Genomic DNA, 15,087 nt, shown 5'->3' on the forward strand with positions numbered 1-15,087 from the left:
GCTTCAGGCCGCCAGCAGCTTGTCGAGGCCGCCGGCATCGTCCAGCGCATGGATGTCGTCGGAACCGCCGACATGGGTGGTGCCGATGAAGATCTGCGGCACGGAGGTGCGACCGCCGGCCTTCTCGATCATTTCGGCCCGGCGCTCGGGATGCTTCTGGATATCCACTTCGGTGAAGGCCGCGCCCTTCTTGGTCAGCAGCGCCTTGGCGGCGTGGCAATAGGGGCAATAGTCCTTGGTGTAGATCACGATCTCGGGCATGGCGGGGTCTCTTTGGCGCCGTTTCAGGTCATCAGATATGGACCGCGAAGGGGCCGTCCACAACCCTCGCGGCGGTGAGCACATCGATCCGTGCGGCCCCTGCCCTGCGGAGCACGCGGGCGCAGGCCTCGATGGTCGCGCCGGTGGTGAGCACGTCGTCGACAAGAACCAGATGGAGCCCACGCACCAAGGCCTTGCGCTCCTCTGCGATCCGGAAGGCGCCCGACACATTGTCCAGCCGCTGTGCCCGGGTGAGACCCACCTGGTGGGCGGTGCGGCGGGCCCGCTTCAGCACCATCGGCTCGTTGGCAATGCCGGTGATGGCAGAGAGATGCCGCGTCAGCTCGGCGGCCTGGTTGAAGCGGCGGCGGAACAGCCGCGTCCAGTGCAGCGGCACCGGGATCAGCGCATCTGCCCCTTCCAGCACCTCGCGGCCGGCGCGCGCCATCCAGGCGGCCAGAGCCGGGGCTATCTCCAGGCGGTCGCCATATTTCAACCCGTGGATCAGGGCGCGGCCGGCTTCGTCGAAGCGGAAGGCAGCGCGGGCTCGGTCGAAGCCCGGCGGACTGGCAATGGCGGCAGGCGAAAGGGCTCCGGGACCAAGATCAAAGGGCAGCGGCGTGCCGAGTCGGTCGCAGACGGGGGCCTCGATGAAATCGATCGTCGCCCAGCAGGAGGGGCAGAGCGCGCCGTGGGAGCCGACCTGCACGCGGCAGGCAAGGCAGAGGGGCGGCAGCAGCCAGTCAAGCGTGCGGGTGCGCGCGCTGCCCATCCGCTGGCGCCATGTCGGCCTCGGAGCGGCCCAGTCCTCGCCCTCGATCTCCATGAGGGCAAGGCTAGCGGACATCGGAGGGTGATTGAATTCGGTAGGTTGCGGGTGCGGCGGCCACTTGAGGAGACGGCGCGCTCCATCCGGTCCTCATCCTGAGGTGCTCGCCAGAGGCGAGCCTCGAAGGATCTCTTGCCTTGCGCCGGGTGGACGCGTCCTTCGAGGCTCGGCTGCGCCTCGCACCTCAGGATGAGGAATGGTGAGAGGCTGACGGCGGACTGGTGGCCTGCCTCCGCGTCGCAATCTCCGTCACCCAACGAAAAAGCCGCCGGAAACCGGCGGCTCTGACGTCGATGCGGCTGATGCCGGATCAGGCGTAGGCGGAGATCCACTGCTTCAGGGCGGCCTGCGGAGCAGCGCCCGTCTTGCGGTCGACCATCTCGCCGCCCTTGAAGATCATCAGCGTCGGGATCGACATGATGCCGTAGTTCGACGCGATCTTCGGGTTCTCGTCGACATTGACCTTGACGATCTTCACCTTGTCGCCGAGTTCGGCCGAGATGGCGTCAAGGGCGGGTGCGATCATGCGGCAGGGGCCGCACCAGGGCGCCCAGAAGTCCACCACGACCGGCTCGGTCGACTTGATGACATCGGCATCGAATGTTGCATCGGTGGTGGCTGCGACGGCGCTCATGGGGCCCTCCTAGAATCGGCTCGTTGGAGGCTGAACGTAGGTACCCCCTCCCCCCTCCGTCAAGGAGCGGGCCCCGTGAACTCACTGTCTCGTGACGCTCATAGCGCCTTGGTGATCGCGTGAAGGCGCTCGATTCCAAGCGCAACGAGCCCGATGGCGAGCCCCCAGAAGGCCGCCCCGACACCGAAGGCGGAAACGCCGGAAGCGGCGGTTGCGAAGGTCAGAATGGCGGGAAACCGCGCCCGCTCCTCGGCCATGGCGATGGTCAGCGCGCCCATCAGCGCACCGGTGAGCGCCAGTCCCGCGATGGTCGCGATCAGCGCCTTGGGCATAGCGGCGAAGAGGGCGACGAAAGGTCCGGCAAAGGCCGCCAGCAGAATGAAGGCCAGGCCATAGACGATACCCGATGGCCAGCGCCTAGCGGGATCGGGATGGGCGTCAGGCCCTGCGCAGATCGCCGCCGTGATCGCCGCGAGATTGCTGGTATGGGCGCCGAACGGCGCGGAGATGAGCGACACGATGCCGGTGGTCGTCAGGATCGGCCCGACCTCCGGCTTGTAGCCATTGGCCCTGAGCACGGCGAGCCCCGGCAGGTTCTGCGCCGCCATGGTGACGAGATAAAGCGGCAGGCCGAGCCCGATGAGGGTCGCGGCATCGAAGGTCGGCGTGGTCCATTCGAGCCTGGCCAGGCCGAGATCGGTCGGAAGCGGCCCGGCAAGACCGAGGCCGTAGGTCAGTGCGACACCGGCCGCCACCACAACCAGCATGGCGCTGGCGCCATGGATGAGCCGCGCCACCAGGAAGATCGCCACCAGCGGCAGGACCAGCAGCGGCGTGGTCGGCGCCATGACAGCGACATCGGCGACGAAACGGAACAGCACGCCCGCCAGCATGGCGGAGGCGATGCCGGCCGGAATGCGCGCGACAAGATCGCCGATCGGCCGGACGAGGCCGGTCAGGATGATGAGGATCGCCGCAAGAACGAAGGCGCCTTCGGCCGCGGGAAAGGCGATCGTGCCGCCGGTCGCCGCGATCAGGGCTGCGCCGGGCGTCGACCAGGCCATGATGATCGGGATCTTGTACCGCCAGGTCAGCGCCATGCCGCCGATCGCCTTGGCGAGCGAGATGGCGGCAAGCCAGGAGATCGTCTGTCCAGGCGTCGCGCCGACTGCCTGGGCAGCCGCGATCACCAGCGCGACGGTGCCGGCAAAGCCGACCAGCGGGGCGATGATCCCGGCGGTGACGGTGGAAAGCGAGAAAGGCGGCATGGGCGACCGGAAACGAAAAGGGCCCGGCTTTGCGCCGGGCCCATCGTGTCGCAGAGGTTCAGGCTGCGATCAATAGCGGTAGTGGTCCGACTTGAACGGGCCCTTCTCTGGTACGCCGATATAGGCGGCCTGGTCGGGGCGCAGCTTGGTCAGCTTCACGCCGATCTTCTCGAGATGCAGCATGGCCACCTTCTCGTCGAGGTGCTTGGGCAGCGTGTAGACCTTGTTCTCGTACTTGCCGGGGTTCGTCCACAGCTCGATCTGGGCGATCGTCTGGTTGGTGAACGAGGCCGACATGACGAAGGACGGGTGGCCCATGGCGTTGCCGAGGTTCACCAGGCGGCCTTCCGACAGGAGGATGATGCGCTTGCCCGACGACAGCTCGATCTCGTCGACCTGCGGCTTGATGTTGTTCCACTTGAAGTTCTTGAGACCCGCGACCTGAATCTCGTTGTCGAAGTGGCCGATGTTGCAGACGATCGCCCGGTCCTTCATGCCACGCATGTGGTCGACCGTGACAATGTCCTTGTTGCCGGTGGCGGTGACATAGATGTCGGCGCGCGGCAGGGCGTCCTCGATGGTGACGACCTCGTAGCCTTCCATCGCCGCCTGCAGGGCGCAGATCGGGTCGACTTCGGAGACGAGCACGCGGCAGCCGGCCTGGCGGAGCGAGGCGGCCGAACCCTTGCCGACATCGCCGAAGCCGGCGACGAAGGCGACCTTGCCCGACATCATGACGTCGGTACCGCGACGGATCGCGTCGACCAGCGATTCACGGCAGCCATAGAGGTTGTCGAACTTCGACTTGGTGACCGAGTCGTTGACGTTGATCGCCGGGAACAGCAGCTTGCCGGCCGCAGCCAGCTGGTACAGGCGGTTGACGCCCGTCGTGGTCTCTTCCGAGACGCCCTTGATGTTCTTGGCGAGCTCGGCGAACCAGCCCTTCGGCTTCTCGGCGAGCTTCTTCTTCAGAAGGGCGAAGAAGATCTCTTCCTCTTCCGATTCCGGCTTGTCGAGGAAGGCGGTGTCGCCGTTCTCGGCGCGCAGGCCGAGATGGACGAACATGGTGGCATCGCCGCCGTCATCCAGGATCATGTTCGGCGTGCCGCCGCCATGCCAGTCGAACAGCTTGGCGGTGTAGTCCCAGTACTCGGTCAGCGTCTCGCCCTTGTAGGCGAAGACCGGGATGCCGGCGGCGGCGATCGCGGCGGCGGCATGGTCCTGGGTCGAGTAGATGTTGCAGGACACCCAGCGGATGTCGGCGCCAAGAGCCTTGAGGGTCTCGATCAGCACCGCGGTCTGGATGGTCATGTGCAGCGAGCCGGCGATGCGGGCGCCCTTCAGCGGCTGCGAGGCGCCGAATTCGGCGCGCGTCGCCATCAGGCCCGGCATTTCGGTTTCGGCGAGGTCGATTTCCTTGCGGCCGAAAGCAGCGAGCGAGATGTCTTTGACGATATAATCGTTGGCCATGGGATCCTCTGGCGGACGCGGGAAGCGGGATCACCGACATAGGGACCCAAGCTCTGGGCGCGGCTCTACCATGCCCTCGCCGCCGAGGCAATAAAGACATAAAGATTTCTTTATGTGCTTAACCGAGCGGCCGTCGGTGGCTCAGGCAGCGCACTCCTTGATCAGGCCCGCCAGGAACGCGTCGCACTTGTCGAGCTCGGAAAGCTCGATCCACTCGTCGGGCTGATGCGCCTGCGCGATATCACCAGGCCCACAGATGATCGTGGAGATGCCGGCTTCCTGGAAGAGGCCCGCCTCCGCGCCATAGGCGACGACATGGATGGCATTGTCGCCGGTCAGCCGGCGGGCGACCCGTTCGGCCTCGCCATCCGGCTCCTGGCCGAGCGCGGGACCACCGACGCGATATTGGATGGTCACTCCCGCATCGGGATGCACCGCCTTCATGGCCGGCTCGATCTCGGTGCGGATGTAATGCTCGTATTCGCGCACATATTTGCCGCCATCGTCGCCGGGAACGGTGCGGATGCCGGTGACGAAATGGGCGTCGAGCGCGGTGATGTTGTGCGCCGTGCCGCCATGCATCTGGCCGACATGCAGCATGGTCCAGCCGGGATCGAAATGGGGCACGCCGCCATAGGCCTCGGCATCGGCCTTGTTCTTCAGGTCGCGCTGCTCGATCCAGGAGATCAGCTTGGCCGCCACGAACACGGCGGAGACGCCGACATAGCGGTTGGAGGAATGGACCTCGTGGCCGCGCACATGGGTGTCGATCCGCCAATAGCCCTTGTGACCGGTGACCACCTTCATCCGGCTCGGCTCGCCGACGATGCACATGGAGGGCTTGGTCCAGCCCTTGTCGAATTTCTCGATGATGGCGCGGGCACCGTCCATGCGGATCTCCTCATCCGCCGACAGGCAGATGTGGACCGGCCGCTTGAGGCCGGCCTTGAGCATGGCGGGGATGGCTGCCAGCACGCAGGCGTCGAAGCCCTTCATGTCGCAGGAGCCACGGCCATAGACGCGGCCGTCGCCCTTGTTGATCAGCTTGAATGGATCGGTGGTCCAGGGCTGGCCCGCCACCGGCACCACGTCGACATGGCCCGACAGCATCACGCCACCCGGCACATTCGGCCCGACGGTGGCGAAGATGTTGAAATTCCGCCCGTCCGCCTGCGGCACCACCTCGAAGGGCACGCCGTGGCTCTTCAGATAGTCGGAGACGAAGGCGACGAGATCGACATTGGTCGCGTCCGACACGGTCGGGAAGGCGACGAGGCGTTCGAGAAGTTCAAGGCTGGTCATCTGCATGGCGCCCAAGGAGCCGCACCGGAGCCATGCACGTCAAGAGCACCTATTCGCATGGCTGGTCGATTGACCCCGGCGGGTTCGTCCGGTTCTCTTGGCGGCGCGTCCTTGGAAACCGTCAATGCCGATCGTCAACCGGATCGCCGCACTGCATGATGAAGCCACCCTATGGCGGCGGGACTTTCATCAGCATCCCGAGCTGAACTTCGACCTGCCGCGGACCTGCGGCATTGTCGCCGACAAGCTGCGCGCATTCGGCTGCGACGAGGTCGTGACCGGCCTTGGCAGGACTGGCGTCGTCGGCATCATCCGCGGGCGCGGCCAGGGCTCGGGCAAGGTGATCGGACTGCGCGCCGACATGGACGCCCTGCCGATCCATGAGATCAGCGGCAAGGACCATGCGTCCACCACCCCCGGCAAGATGCACGCCTGCGGCCATGACGGCCACACCACCATGTTGCTCGGCGCCGCCAAATATCTCGCCGAGACGCGCAATTTCGACGGCACGGTCGCCCTCATCTTCCAGCCCGACGAGGAAGGCGGCCACGGCGCCCGCGCCATGATCGCAGACCGCCTGATGGAGCGCTTCGGCATCCAGGAGGTCTACGGGATGCACAACAGTGCGGCTCCCGTCGGCACGTTCTCGGTGCGCCAGGGTGCATCGAGCGCGGCGGTCGACTGGATCCATATTGTCGTCGAGGGCAAGGGCGGTCATGCCGCCAAGCCCCATCTGGCCGTCGACACCATCCTCGTCGCGGCGCAGATTGTCGTCGCCGTGCAGTCGATCGTCGCCCGCAATGTCGATCCGCTCGAGAGCGCCGTGATCTCGCTCTGCAGTCTGAACGCCGGTTTCACCAACAATGTCATCCCGCAGACGGCCGAATTGCGCGGCACCGTCCGTACCCTGTCCAAGGACGTGCAGGATCAGATCGAAGACCGTCTCCGCTCTGTCGTGGAGATGACCGCGAAAACCTTCGGCGCCACGGCCACCCTCACCTATCAGCGGGCCTGCCCGATGGTGGTCAACCACGCCGCCGAAGCCGATCACGCCGCCCTGGCCGCCGCCTCCGTCGTTGGCGACATCCAGGTCGACCGGATCAGTCCGCCCGGCATGGGTGGCGAGGATTTTGCTTTCATGCTCGAGACGCGCCCCGGCTGCATGGTCGGCATCGGCCAGGGCGGCGACTATGGCCTGCATCACCCGGCCTATGACTTCAACGACGAGATTCTGCCCATCGGCATGAGCTACTGGGCAAGGCTCGTCGAAACCAGGATGCCCGCCTGACACGCCGACGGCCAGGCCAGAACCAACCCATTGCCGGAGCTTCCCATGCCCATCGTCAACCGGATCGCCGCGCTGCAGGACGAAGTCACTGCCTGGCGCCGCGACATCCATGAAAATCCCGAACTGATGTTCGACGTGCATCGCACTGCGGCGCTTGTCGCGACCAAGCTGAAGGAGTTCGGTTGCGACGAAATCGTCACCGGCATCGGCCGCACAGGCGTGGTCGGCATCATCAAGGGCCGCAATACCGGCTCGGGCAAGGTGATCGGCCTGCGCGCCGACATGGATGCCCTGCCGCTGCATGAGGCAACCGGCAAGCCCTATGCCTCCAAGGTTCCCGGCAAGATGCACGCCTGCGGCCATGACGGCCACACCGCCATGCTGCTCGGCGCGGCGAAATATCTCGCCGAGACCCGGAATTTCGACGGCTCGGTGGCCGTCATCTTCCAGCCGGCCGAAGAGGGCGGCGGCGGCGGCCGCGAGATGGTCAATGACGGCATGATGGAGCGCTTCGGCATCCAGGAGGTCTATGGCATGCACACCGCCGCCGGCATGCCGGTGGGGTCCTTTGCCCTGCGCCCGGGCCCGATGATGGCCTCGTCCGACCGCATGCGCGTCGTGGTCGAGGGCAAGGGCGGCCACGCCGCCAAGCCCCATCTCGCCGTCGACACGATCCTGGTTGCCTCCCACATTGTCGTGGCGCTGCAGTCGATCGTCGCCCGCAATGTGGACCCGCTGGAAAACGCGGTCATCACCATCGGCGCCTTCAATGCCGGCTTCACCAACAACGTGATCCCGCAGACCGCCGAGATCCTGGCCACGATCCGCACGCTGAAGCCCGAGATCCGCGATCTCGTCGAGACGCGCATCAAGGCGGTGGTCGCGGGCACGGCGGCCCTGTTCGGCGCCCGCGCCGACATCGAATATGTCCGCGGCTATCCGGTGACCCGCAACCACGATGCCAACACGACCTTTGCGGCCGATGCCGCGGCCGCGATCGTCGGCGATGCCGGCATCAACCGCGACATCACGCCGATCATGGGCAGCGAGGACTTTTCCTACATGCTGGACTCGCGCCCCGGCGCCTTCATCTTCATCGGCCAGGGCGAAGGGCCCTTCGTCCATCACCCCGCCTTCGACTTCAACGACGAGATCCTGCCCATCGGCATGAGCTATTGGGCGAAGCTCGTCGAGACACGCCTCGCGGCGTAATGTCAGCCGACCGATCGCGGGGTGGTCTCGTTTCAACCGACCGCGCGGCAGGTCAAGCAACTCGTTCGTCATCCCCGGCGAGCCCGTGAGGGGGAGGGAAGGGGATCCAGGGGCCTCAAGGTCCGAGCCAACAACTCCTGGACCCCCTCCCTCGCTTCGCTCGCCGGGGGTGACAATCATCCGCGAAAGGTGATGATCCGCCTTTTGCCAGACCATGACCCTCCGGGAGCATCCCCATGCCGATCGTCAACCGCATCTCCGCCCTCCACGAGGAAGTCACAGGCTGGCGCCGTGACATCCACGAACATCCCGAACTGATGTTCGATGTGCACCGCACCGCCGCCTTCGTCGCCGAGAAGCTGAAGGAATTCGGCTGCGACGAGATCGTCACCGGCATCGGCAAGACCGGTGTCGTCGGCATCATCAAGGGATCGAAGTCAGGTTCGGGCAAGGTGATCGGGCTGCGCGCCGACATGGATGCCCTGCCGCTGACCGAGATCACCGGTAAGCCCTATGCCTCGAAGGTGCCCGGCAAGATGCACGCCTGCGGCCATGACGGTCACACCGCCATGCTGCTTGGCGCCGCCAAGTACCTCGCCGAGACCCGCAATTTCGACGGTTCGGTGGCGGTCATCTTCCAGCCGGCCGAAGAGGGCGGCGGCGGCGGCCGCGAGATGGTCAATGACGGCATGATGGACCGCTTCGGCATCCAGGAAGTCTATGGCATGCACAACGCGCCGGGCCTGCCGGTCGGCGCCTTCGCGCTGCGTCCCGGCCCTCTCATGGCGGCCGCCGATCGCATCCTGATCGAGGTCGAGGGCAAGGGCGGCCATGCGGCCAAGCCCCATCTCGCCGTCGACACGATCCTGGTCGCCTCGCAGATCATCGTGAACTGCCAGTCGATCGTCTCGCGCAATGTCGATCCGCTCGGCAATGCGGTGGTCTCGATCTGCGCCTTCAATGCCGGCTTCACCGACAATGTCATCCCGCAGACCGCGACCCTGCAGGGCACGGTCCGCACGCTGACCCCGGAGATGCGTGACCTGGTGGAAGCCCGCCTGCATGCCATCGTCGAGGGCACGGCGGCGCTGTTCGGCGCCAAGGCCAAGCTCACCTATCATCGCGACTATCCGGTGACCCGGAACAATCCGGAGAACACGGTCTATGCGGCGGATGTCGCGGAGGCCGTGGTGGGTGCGGCTGGCGTCAACCGCGAGACCGTGCCGGTCATGGGCGGCGAGGATTTCTCCTTCATGCTGCAAGCGCGCCCCGGCGCCTTCATCTTCATCGGCCAGGGCGATGGCCCGAACGTCCATCACCCGGCCTATGACTTCAACGACGAGATCATCCCGATCGGCATGAGCTATTGGGCGAAGCTGGTCGAGACCCGCCTCGCGGCGTAATCACGGGCCCTGTCGCGTCGGTATCGTTCTTCGCAGCACAACAGGGCCGCACGCACACACGTCATCCCCGGCGAGCCCGTGGGGGCGAGGGAAGATGATCCAGGGGCCGCAAGGCTGAGCAACAAAGTCTGGACCCCCTTCCCTCGCTTCGGTCGCCGGGGGTGACTTTCATCCGCGAAAGGCGATGATCCGCCTTCCGCCAGAACATTCCGTCCCGGAGCATCCCATGCCGATCGTCAACCGCATCTCCGCCCTGCACGATGAAGTCACCGCCTGGCGCCGCGACTTCCACGAATATCCCGAGCTGCAGTTCGACGTGCACCGCACCGCCGGCATCGTCGCCGAGAAGCTGAAGGAGTTCGGCTGCGACGAGGTCGTCACCGGCATCGGCCGCACCGGTGTGGTCGGCATCATCCGCGGCAAGTCGAACAATTCGGGCAAGGTGATCGGGCTTCGCGCCGACATGGACGCTCTGCCGCTGACCGAGATCACCGGCCTGCCCCATGCCTCCAAGGTGCCCGGCAAGATGCACGCCTGCGGCCATGACGGCCACACCGCCATGCTGCTGGGTGCGGCCAAATATCTCGCCGAGACCCGCAATTTCGATGGCACGGCGATCATCATCTTCCAGCCGGCCGAAGAGGGCGAGAACGGCGCCCAGGCCATGGTCGAGGACGGACTGATGGAGCGCTTCGGCGTCCAGGAGGTCTATGGCATGCACAATGCGCCGGGACTGCCGGTTGGCCAGTTCGCGCTGCGCCCCGGCCCGCTTCTGGCGGCGGTCGACAATTTCCGCATCGAAGTGGAAGGCAAGGGCGGCCACGCCGCCAAGCCCCATCTCTCCGTCGATACGATCCTGGTCACCGCCCATATCGTCACGGCGCTCCAATCGATCGTCTCGCGCAATATCGACCCTTTGAAGAACGCGGTCGTCACGGTCGGCGCCTTCAATGCCGGCTTCACCAACAACGTCATCCCGCAGACCGCGGAGCTGCGCGGCACGGTGCGCACCCTCGATGCCGAGGTCCGCGACTATGTCGAGCAGCGGCTGAAGGCGGTGGCCGAGGGGACTGCGGCGCTGTTCGGCGCCAAGGCGACTGTGCACTACGAGCGCGTGGTGGCTGTCACCGTCAACGATCCCGCCCACACGCCCTATGCCGCCGATGCGGCCGCGTCGGTGGTCGGCGACACCGCCGTCAACCGCGAGTCGGTGCCGGTCATGGGCGGCGAGGACTTCTCCTATATGCTGCAGGCCCGCCCCGGCGCCTTCATCTTCATCGGCCAGGGCAACACGGCGAGCGTCCACCACCCGGCTTACGACTTCAACGACGAGATCATCCCGCTCGGCATGAGCTATTGGGCGAAGCTCGTCGAAAGCCGCCTGGCGGCGTAGGACTTGCTGCACGCCAACCTTCAACATGCCCTCCGGCGCGCGACCGTGCGTCGCGGCGCCAAACGACTGATCGACGCCGGCTTGGCCGGCTAAAACCATACCGGAGTTCCCATGCCTATCATCAACCGCGTTGCCGACCTCGCCGACGAGATCACTGCCTGGCGCCGTGACTTCCACGAGAATCCGGAACTGCTGTTCGACGTCCACCGCACCGCCGGCATCGTCGCCGAGAAGCTGAAGGAATTCGGCTGCGACGAAGTCACCACCGGCATCGGCCAGACCGGCGTCGTCGCGGTGATCAAGGGCCGCAAGTCAGGCTCGGGCAAGGTGATCGGGCTGCGCGCCGACATGGACGCGCTGCCGATCGAGGAGGCGACCGGCCTCGCCTATGCCTCCAAGGTGCCCGGCAAGATGCACGCCTGCGGCCATGACGGTCATACCGCCATGCTGCTCGGCGCCGCCAAATATCTCGCCGAGACCCGTAATTTCGACGGCACCGCGATCATCATCTTCCAGCCGGCCGAAGAGGGCGGCGGCGGTGGCGATGCCATGGTCAAGGACGGTCTGATGGAGCGCTGGGGCATCCAGGAGGTCTATGGCATGCACAATATGCCGGGCATTCCGGTCGGCCAGTTCGCGGTCCGCACCGGCCCCGCCATGGCGGCCGCCGACCGCTTCGTCATCGACCTCGAGGGCAAGGGCGGCCACGGCGCCATGCCGCACCTGGCGATCGATCCCGTGCCGGTCGCCTTCTCCATCGGCCAGGCGCTGCAGACCATCGTCTCGCGCAATGTCGATCCGGTGGAATGCGCGGTCATCTCGATCACCGCGATCCATGCGGGCGAAGCCTTCAACGTCATCCCGCAGACGCTGCGCATGATCGGCACGGTGCGCACCTTCAAGCCTGAAGTGCAGGATCTCGTCGAGGCCCGCATGAAGCAGACGGTGGAGGGCATCGCCGCCGCCATGAACTGCACCGGCACCTGCGACTATCTGCGCGGTTATCCCGTGACCTTCAACCACGAGAAGCAGACCGAGTTCGCCGCCGGCGTCGCCAAGGCGATCGTCGGCGCCGACAAGGTGGACACCGACACGCCGCCGCTGATGGGCGCGGAGGACTTCTCCTACATGCTGAATGCCCGGCCCGGCTGCTACATCTTCGTCGGCAATGGCGACACCGCGAGCTGCCACCACCCGGCCTATAATTTCGACGACAAGGCGATCCCCGCCGGCACCAGCTACTGGGCCAAGCTCGTCGAAACCGCGATGCCGGCGTGACCATGGCAGCAGCAAAGGACGCACGCCCGGCCATCGGCATCATCGGTGCGGGGATCATGGGTGAGCGCATGCTCGGCGCGATCCTCGAGCCGGCGAGCGGCATTGTCCGCGCAGCGGGCATCTGGGATCCGGCGCCGGCGGCGCTGGCCCGCATCGGCTCGACCGCTCCCGGCGTGCCGCTGCTTGCCAGTGCGGCAGAGGTGATCGCAGCGAGCGACTGCGTTTACATCGCCTCGCCGCCGGCCTCCCATCTCGGCCATGCCCGGGCGGCTCTGGCGGCGGGCAAGACCGTGTTCTGCGAGAAGCCGCTGGCCGTCGACTATGACGATGCCCGCGCCTTCGTCGCGGAAGCCGGCAAGCGCGGGGCGGTCAACTTCCCCTTCGCGTCCTCACTCGGCGTCGCGACGCTTGCAAAGTGGATCGAGGATGGCCTGGTCGGGCCGTTGAAGAGCATCAGCATCGAGGTTGCCTTCGCCACCTGGCCGCGCTCCTGGCAGGTGGACGCTGCGGCCTGGCTTGATGCGCCGGCGCAGGGCGGGTTCACCCGCGAGGTCGTCTCGCATTTCCTGTTCCTGTCACGCCGGCTTGTGGGACCCCTGCACGACCTGGAATCGAGCGCCTCCTTCCCCGAACCGGGTAAGTCCGAACGGCGGATCGAGGCCCGGCTGATGGCAGCGGGCGTGCCCATCGCCCTCACCGGCAGTATCGGCACAACGGCCAAGGACGACCACAATGTCTGGACGCTCGAAGGCGCCAATGGCGCGGTCCGGCTCTGCGACTGGTCGATCGCCGAACGCCGGATGCCCGACGGCACCTGGCAACCGGACCCGAACGCCATGCCCAACCCGCAGGCACGGCCGCTCGTGCTGAAGCGCCAGCTCGAAGGCGTGGCGAAGCTGGTCCGCGGCGAGCCGCATCATCTGGCGACGCTTCCCGAGGCCCTCGACGTGCAGGCGATGGTCGAGGCGATCCTCGTCTCGGGAACGCGGGCCTAGGCTTTCGCCGCGGCGCGCGCGTCCTCCAGGATCATCCGCGCGCCGTTCTCGGCGATCATCAGCGTCGGCGTGTTGGTATTGCCCGACGTGATGGTCGGCATGACCGAGGCATCGACCACCCTCAAGCCATCGATGCCGATGACCCGCAGCCGCTCATCGACTACGGCGTTCGGATCGGAGCGCAGCCCCATCCTGGCGGTGCCGACCGGATGGAAGATCGTCGTGCCGATATCGCCGGCGGCGCGGGCAAGGCTTGCCTCGTCGTCGCCAATCGCGGGACCAGGCAGCACCTCCTCCGGACGATAGGCGGCAAGCGCCTGCTGGCGCATCAGGGTGCGGGCGACCCGGAGCGAATCCGCCGCCACCTGGCGATCCTCGTCGGTGGAGAGATAGTTCGGCGCGATGATCGGCTTGTCGTCCGGCTCGGCCGAGCGGATATGGATCGACCCGCGTGAGGTGGGCCTGAGATTGCAGGGCGCCACCGTCACCGCGGGATAGCGGTGCAGCGGCTCGCCGAACCGGTCGAGCGACAGCGGCTGGATATGGAACTGGATATTGGCCCGCACCTGGTGCGGGTCGGACTTGGTGAAGATGCCGAGCTGGCTCGGCGCCATGGTCAGCGGGCCAGTGCGCCTCAGCGCATATTCGAGGCCCATCAGGCCCCGCTTGAACAGATTGTGGTAAGTCTCGTTCAGCGTCTTGACGCCATGGACCTTGTAGATCGAGCGAATCTGCAGATGGTCCTGCAGGTTCTCGCCGACGCCCGGCTTGTCGAGCACCACCGGAATGCCGTGCTGGCCAAGCACCTCGCCGCGGCCGATGCCGGAGCGCTCCATGATGGCGACCGAGCCGAGCGAGCCAGCCGCCAGAACGACCTCGCCGGCAGCCCGCGCGATCACCTGTTCGCCGTGATTGGCGAACTGGACGCCGGTGACACGGCCGGCCTCGACGACCAGCTTGTTGACCGTGACACCGGAGAGCACCTCGAGATTGTCGCGCTCGTCGATGATCGACTTGAGGAAGCCGCGCGCAGATGACCAGCGCAGGCCCTTCTTCTGATTGACGTGGAAATAGGCGGCGCCCTCGTTGTCACCGGTGTTGAAATCGTCGATCGCCGGAATGCCCATCTCGCCGGCGGCCTGGCGCACCTTGTCGAGCAGGTCCCAGCGCACGCGTGGTGCTTCCACCCGCCATTCGCCGCCCTTGCCGTGATGCTCGCTGTCGCCGAGGAAATGGTCCTCCAGCTTGCGAAACAGCGGACGCACATCGTCCCAGCCCCAGCCGGCAAGTCCCAGCTGGCGCCAATGGTCATAATCGGCGGCCTGGCCGCGCATCACGATCATCGCATTGATCGCCGAGGAGCCGCCCATCACCTTGCCGCGCGGATAGGCGAGCGCACGGCCGTTGAGGCCCGCCTCCGGCTCGGTCTTGAACATCCAGTCGGAGCGCGGATTGCCGATGGCGAAGAGATAGCCGACCGGAATGTGGAACCAGATCCAGTCGTCCTTGGTGCCCGCCTCCAGCAGCAGCACGCGGTTCCTTGGGTTGGCCGAGAGACGGTTGGCCAGCAGGCAGCCGGCGGTGCCCGCGCCGCACACGATATAGTCCCACTCGCCGCCGAGCTGTCGCGCCATGATCCCTCAACCTGTCGTCGCACGGGCTCTCGGATGCGGCCCTTGGCCCGATCCATCGCGCGCCGGGGCCGGAAGGTCAATTGCGACGGAAGGCGTGGGGCAGGGACACGGGCCGTTCCT

13 protein-coding genes are annotated in these 15,087 nt (G+C 66.3%); 6 read left to right on the forward strand and 7 right to left on the reverse strand.

Features of this window, described 5'->3' with window-relative positions:
* Positions 1–3: 3 nt before the first annotated feature.
* The 6 genes from grxC to argE form a co-directional block, all read right to left on the reverse strand.
* Positions 4–261: a glutaredoxin 3 gene (gene grxC / locus E8L99_RS03035; protein WP_137098162.1), complete on the reverse strand. Its 258-nt coding sequence runs from the start codon at positions 259–261 to the stop codon at positions 4–6.
* A 31-nt stretch (positions 262–292) separates the two neighbouring features.
* Entirely contained in the window at positions 293–1,108 is an 816-nt protein-coding gene (locus tag E8L99_RS03040; RefSeq protein ID WP_137098163.1) for a ComF family protein, read from the reverse strand.
* A 292-nt stretch (positions 1,109–1,400) separates the two neighbouring features.
* Entirely contained in the window at positions 1,401–1,724 is a 324-nt protein-coding gene (trxA, locus tag E8L99_RS03045) for a thioredoxin (RefSeq protein ID WP_137098164.1), read from the reverse strand.
* A gap of 98 nt (positions 1,725–1,822) precedes the next feature.
* Positions 1,823–2,992, reverse strand: a complete 1,170-nt coding sequence (locus E8L99_RS03050; RefSeq protein ID WP_137098165.1) for a benzoate/H(+) symporter BenE family transporter — start codon at positions 2,990–2,992, stop codon at positions 1,823–1,825.
* Positions 2,993–3,061: 69 nt separating this feature from the next.
* Positions 3,062–4,462: an adenosylhomocysteinase gene (gene ahcY, locus E8L99_RS03055; protein ID WP_137098166.1), complete on the reverse strand. Its 1,401-nt coding sequence runs from the start codon at positions 4,460–4,462 to the stop codon at positions 3,062–3,064.
* A gap of 141 nt (positions 4,463–4,603) precedes the next feature.
* On the reverse strand, positions 4,604–5,764 hold the full coding sequence (gene argE / locus E8L99_RS03060; protein ID WP_252511243.1) for an acetylornithine deacetylase: 1,161 nt from the start codon (positions 5,762–5,764) through the stop codon (positions 4,604–4,606).
* Between the two features lie 124 nt (positions 5,765–5,888).
* Here argE and E8L99_RS03065 point away from each other — a divergent pair, with 124 nt between their 5' ends.
* The 6 genes from E8L99_RS03065 to E8L99_RS03090 all read left to right on the forward strand — a co-directional run bounded on the left by E8L99_RS03065 (position 5,889) and on the right by E8L99_RS03090 (position 13,333).
* Positions 5,889–7,052 carry a M20 aminoacylase family protein gene (locus E8L99_RS03065; protein ID WP_137098168.1) on the forward strand — a complete coding sequence of 388 codons (1,164 nt, stop codon included), beginning with the start codon at positions 5,889–5,891 and terminating at the stop codon, positions 7,050–7,052.
* A 45-nt stretch (positions 7,053–7,097) separates the two neighbouring features.
* Positions 7,098–8,264 carry a M20 aminoacylase family protein gene (locus tag E8L99_RS03070; RefSeq protein ID WP_137098169.1) on the forward strand — a complete coding sequence of 389 codons (1,167 nt, stop codon included), beginning with the start codon at positions 7,098–7,100 and terminating at the stop codon, positions 8,262–8,264.
* Between the two features lie 236 nt (positions 8,265–8,500).
* Positions 8,501–9,667 carry a M20 aminoacylase family protein gene (locus E8L99_RS03075; protein ID WP_137098170.1) on the forward strand — a complete coding sequence of 389 codons (1,167 nt, stop codon included), beginning with the start codon at positions 8,501–8,503 and terminating at the stop codon, positions 9,665–9,667.
* Positions 9,668–9,893: 226 nt separating this feature from the next.
* Positions 9,894–11,060, forward strand: coding sequence for a M20 aminoacylase family protein (locus E8L99_RS03080; protein WP_137098171.1), 1,167 nt, complete (start codon positions 9,894–9,896; stop codon positions 11,058–11,060).
* Positions 11,061–11,171: 111 nt separating this feature from the next.
* Complete coding sequence (locus tag E8L99_RS03085) at positions 11,172–12,338, forward strand: M20 aminoacylase family protein (RefSeq protein ID WP_137098172.1); 1,167 nt, start codon at positions 11,172–11,174, stop codon at positions 12,336–12,338.
* Positions 12,339–12,340: 2 nt separating this feature from the next.
* On the forward strand, positions 12,341–13,333 hold the full coding sequence (locus E8L99_RS03090; protein WP_137098173.1) for a Gfo/Idh/MocA family protein: 993 nt from the start codon (positions 12,341–12,343) through the stop codon (positions 13,331–13,333).
* On the opposite strand, the gene E8L99_RS03095 is transcribed toward E8L99_RS03090, so the two are convergent.
* Positions 13,330–14,967: a GMC family oxidoreductase gene (locus E8L99_RS03095; RefSeq protein WP_137098174.1), complete on the reverse strand. Its 1,638-nt coding sequence runs from the start codon at positions 14,965–14,967 to the stop codon at positions 13,330–13,332. The two genes, E8L99_RS03090 and E8L99_RS03095, sit on opposite strands and share 4 nt — an antisense overlap.
* Positions 14,968–15,087: the final 120 nt, after the last annotated feature.

The sequence above is a fragment of the Phreatobacter aquaticus genome (assembly GCF_005160265.1).
Classification (GTDB): domain Bacteria; phylum Pseudomonadota; class Alphaproteobacteria; order Rhizobiales; family Phreatobacteraceae; genus Phreatobacter; species Phreatobacter aquaticus.

Coding starts and splice junctions, on each gene's coding strand:
- grxC (WP_137098162.1), bottom strand. CDS start 261: ATGCCCGAGATCGTGATCTACACCAAGGACTATTGCCCCTATTGCCAC.
- E8L99_RS03040 (WP_137098163.1), bottom strand. CDS start 1,108: ATGTCCGCTAGCCTTGCCCTCATGGAGATCGAGGGCGAGGACTGGGCC.
- trxA (WP_137098164.1), bottom strand. CDS start 1,724: ATGAGCGCCGTCGCAGCCACCACCGATGCAACATTCGATGCCGATGTC.
- E8L99_RS03050 (WP_137098165.1), bottom strand. CDS start 2,992: ATGCCGCCTTTCTCGCTTTCCACCGTCACCGCCGGGATCATCGCCCCG.
- ahcY (WP_137098166.1), bottom strand. CDS start 4,462: ATGGCCAACGATTATATCGTCAAAGACATCTCGCTCGCTGCTTTCGGC.
- argE (WP_252511243.1), bottom strand. CDS start 5,764: ATGACCAGCCTTGAACTTCTCGAACGCCTCGTCGCCTTCCCGACCGTG.
- E8L99_RS03065 (WP_137098168.1), top strand. CDS start 5,889: ATGCCGATCGTCAACCGGATCGCCGCACTGCATGATGAAGCCACCCTA.
- E8L99_RS03070 (WP_137098169.1), top strand. CDS start 7,098: ATGCCCATCGTCAACCGGATCGCCGCGCTGCAGGACGAAGTCACTGCC.
- E8L99_RS03075 (WP_137098170.1), top strand. CDS start 8,501: ATGCCGATCGTCAACCGCATCTCCGCCCTCCACGAGGAAGTCACAGGC.
- E8L99_RS03080 (WP_137098171.1), top strand. CDS start 9,894: ATGCCGATCGTCAACCGCATCTCCGCCCTGCACGATGAAGTCACCGCC.
- E8L99_RS03085 (WP_137098172.1), top strand. CDS start 11,172: ATGCCTATCATCAACCGCGTTGCCGACCTCGCCGACGAGATCACTGCC.
- E8L99_RS03090 (WP_137098173.1), top strand. CDS start 12,341: ATGGCAGCAGCAAAGGACGCACGCCCGGCCATCGGCATCATCGGTGCG.
- E8L99_RS03095 (WP_137098174.1), bottom strand. CDS start 14,967: ATGGCGCGACAGCTCGGCGGCGAGTGGGACTATATCGTGTGCGGCGCG.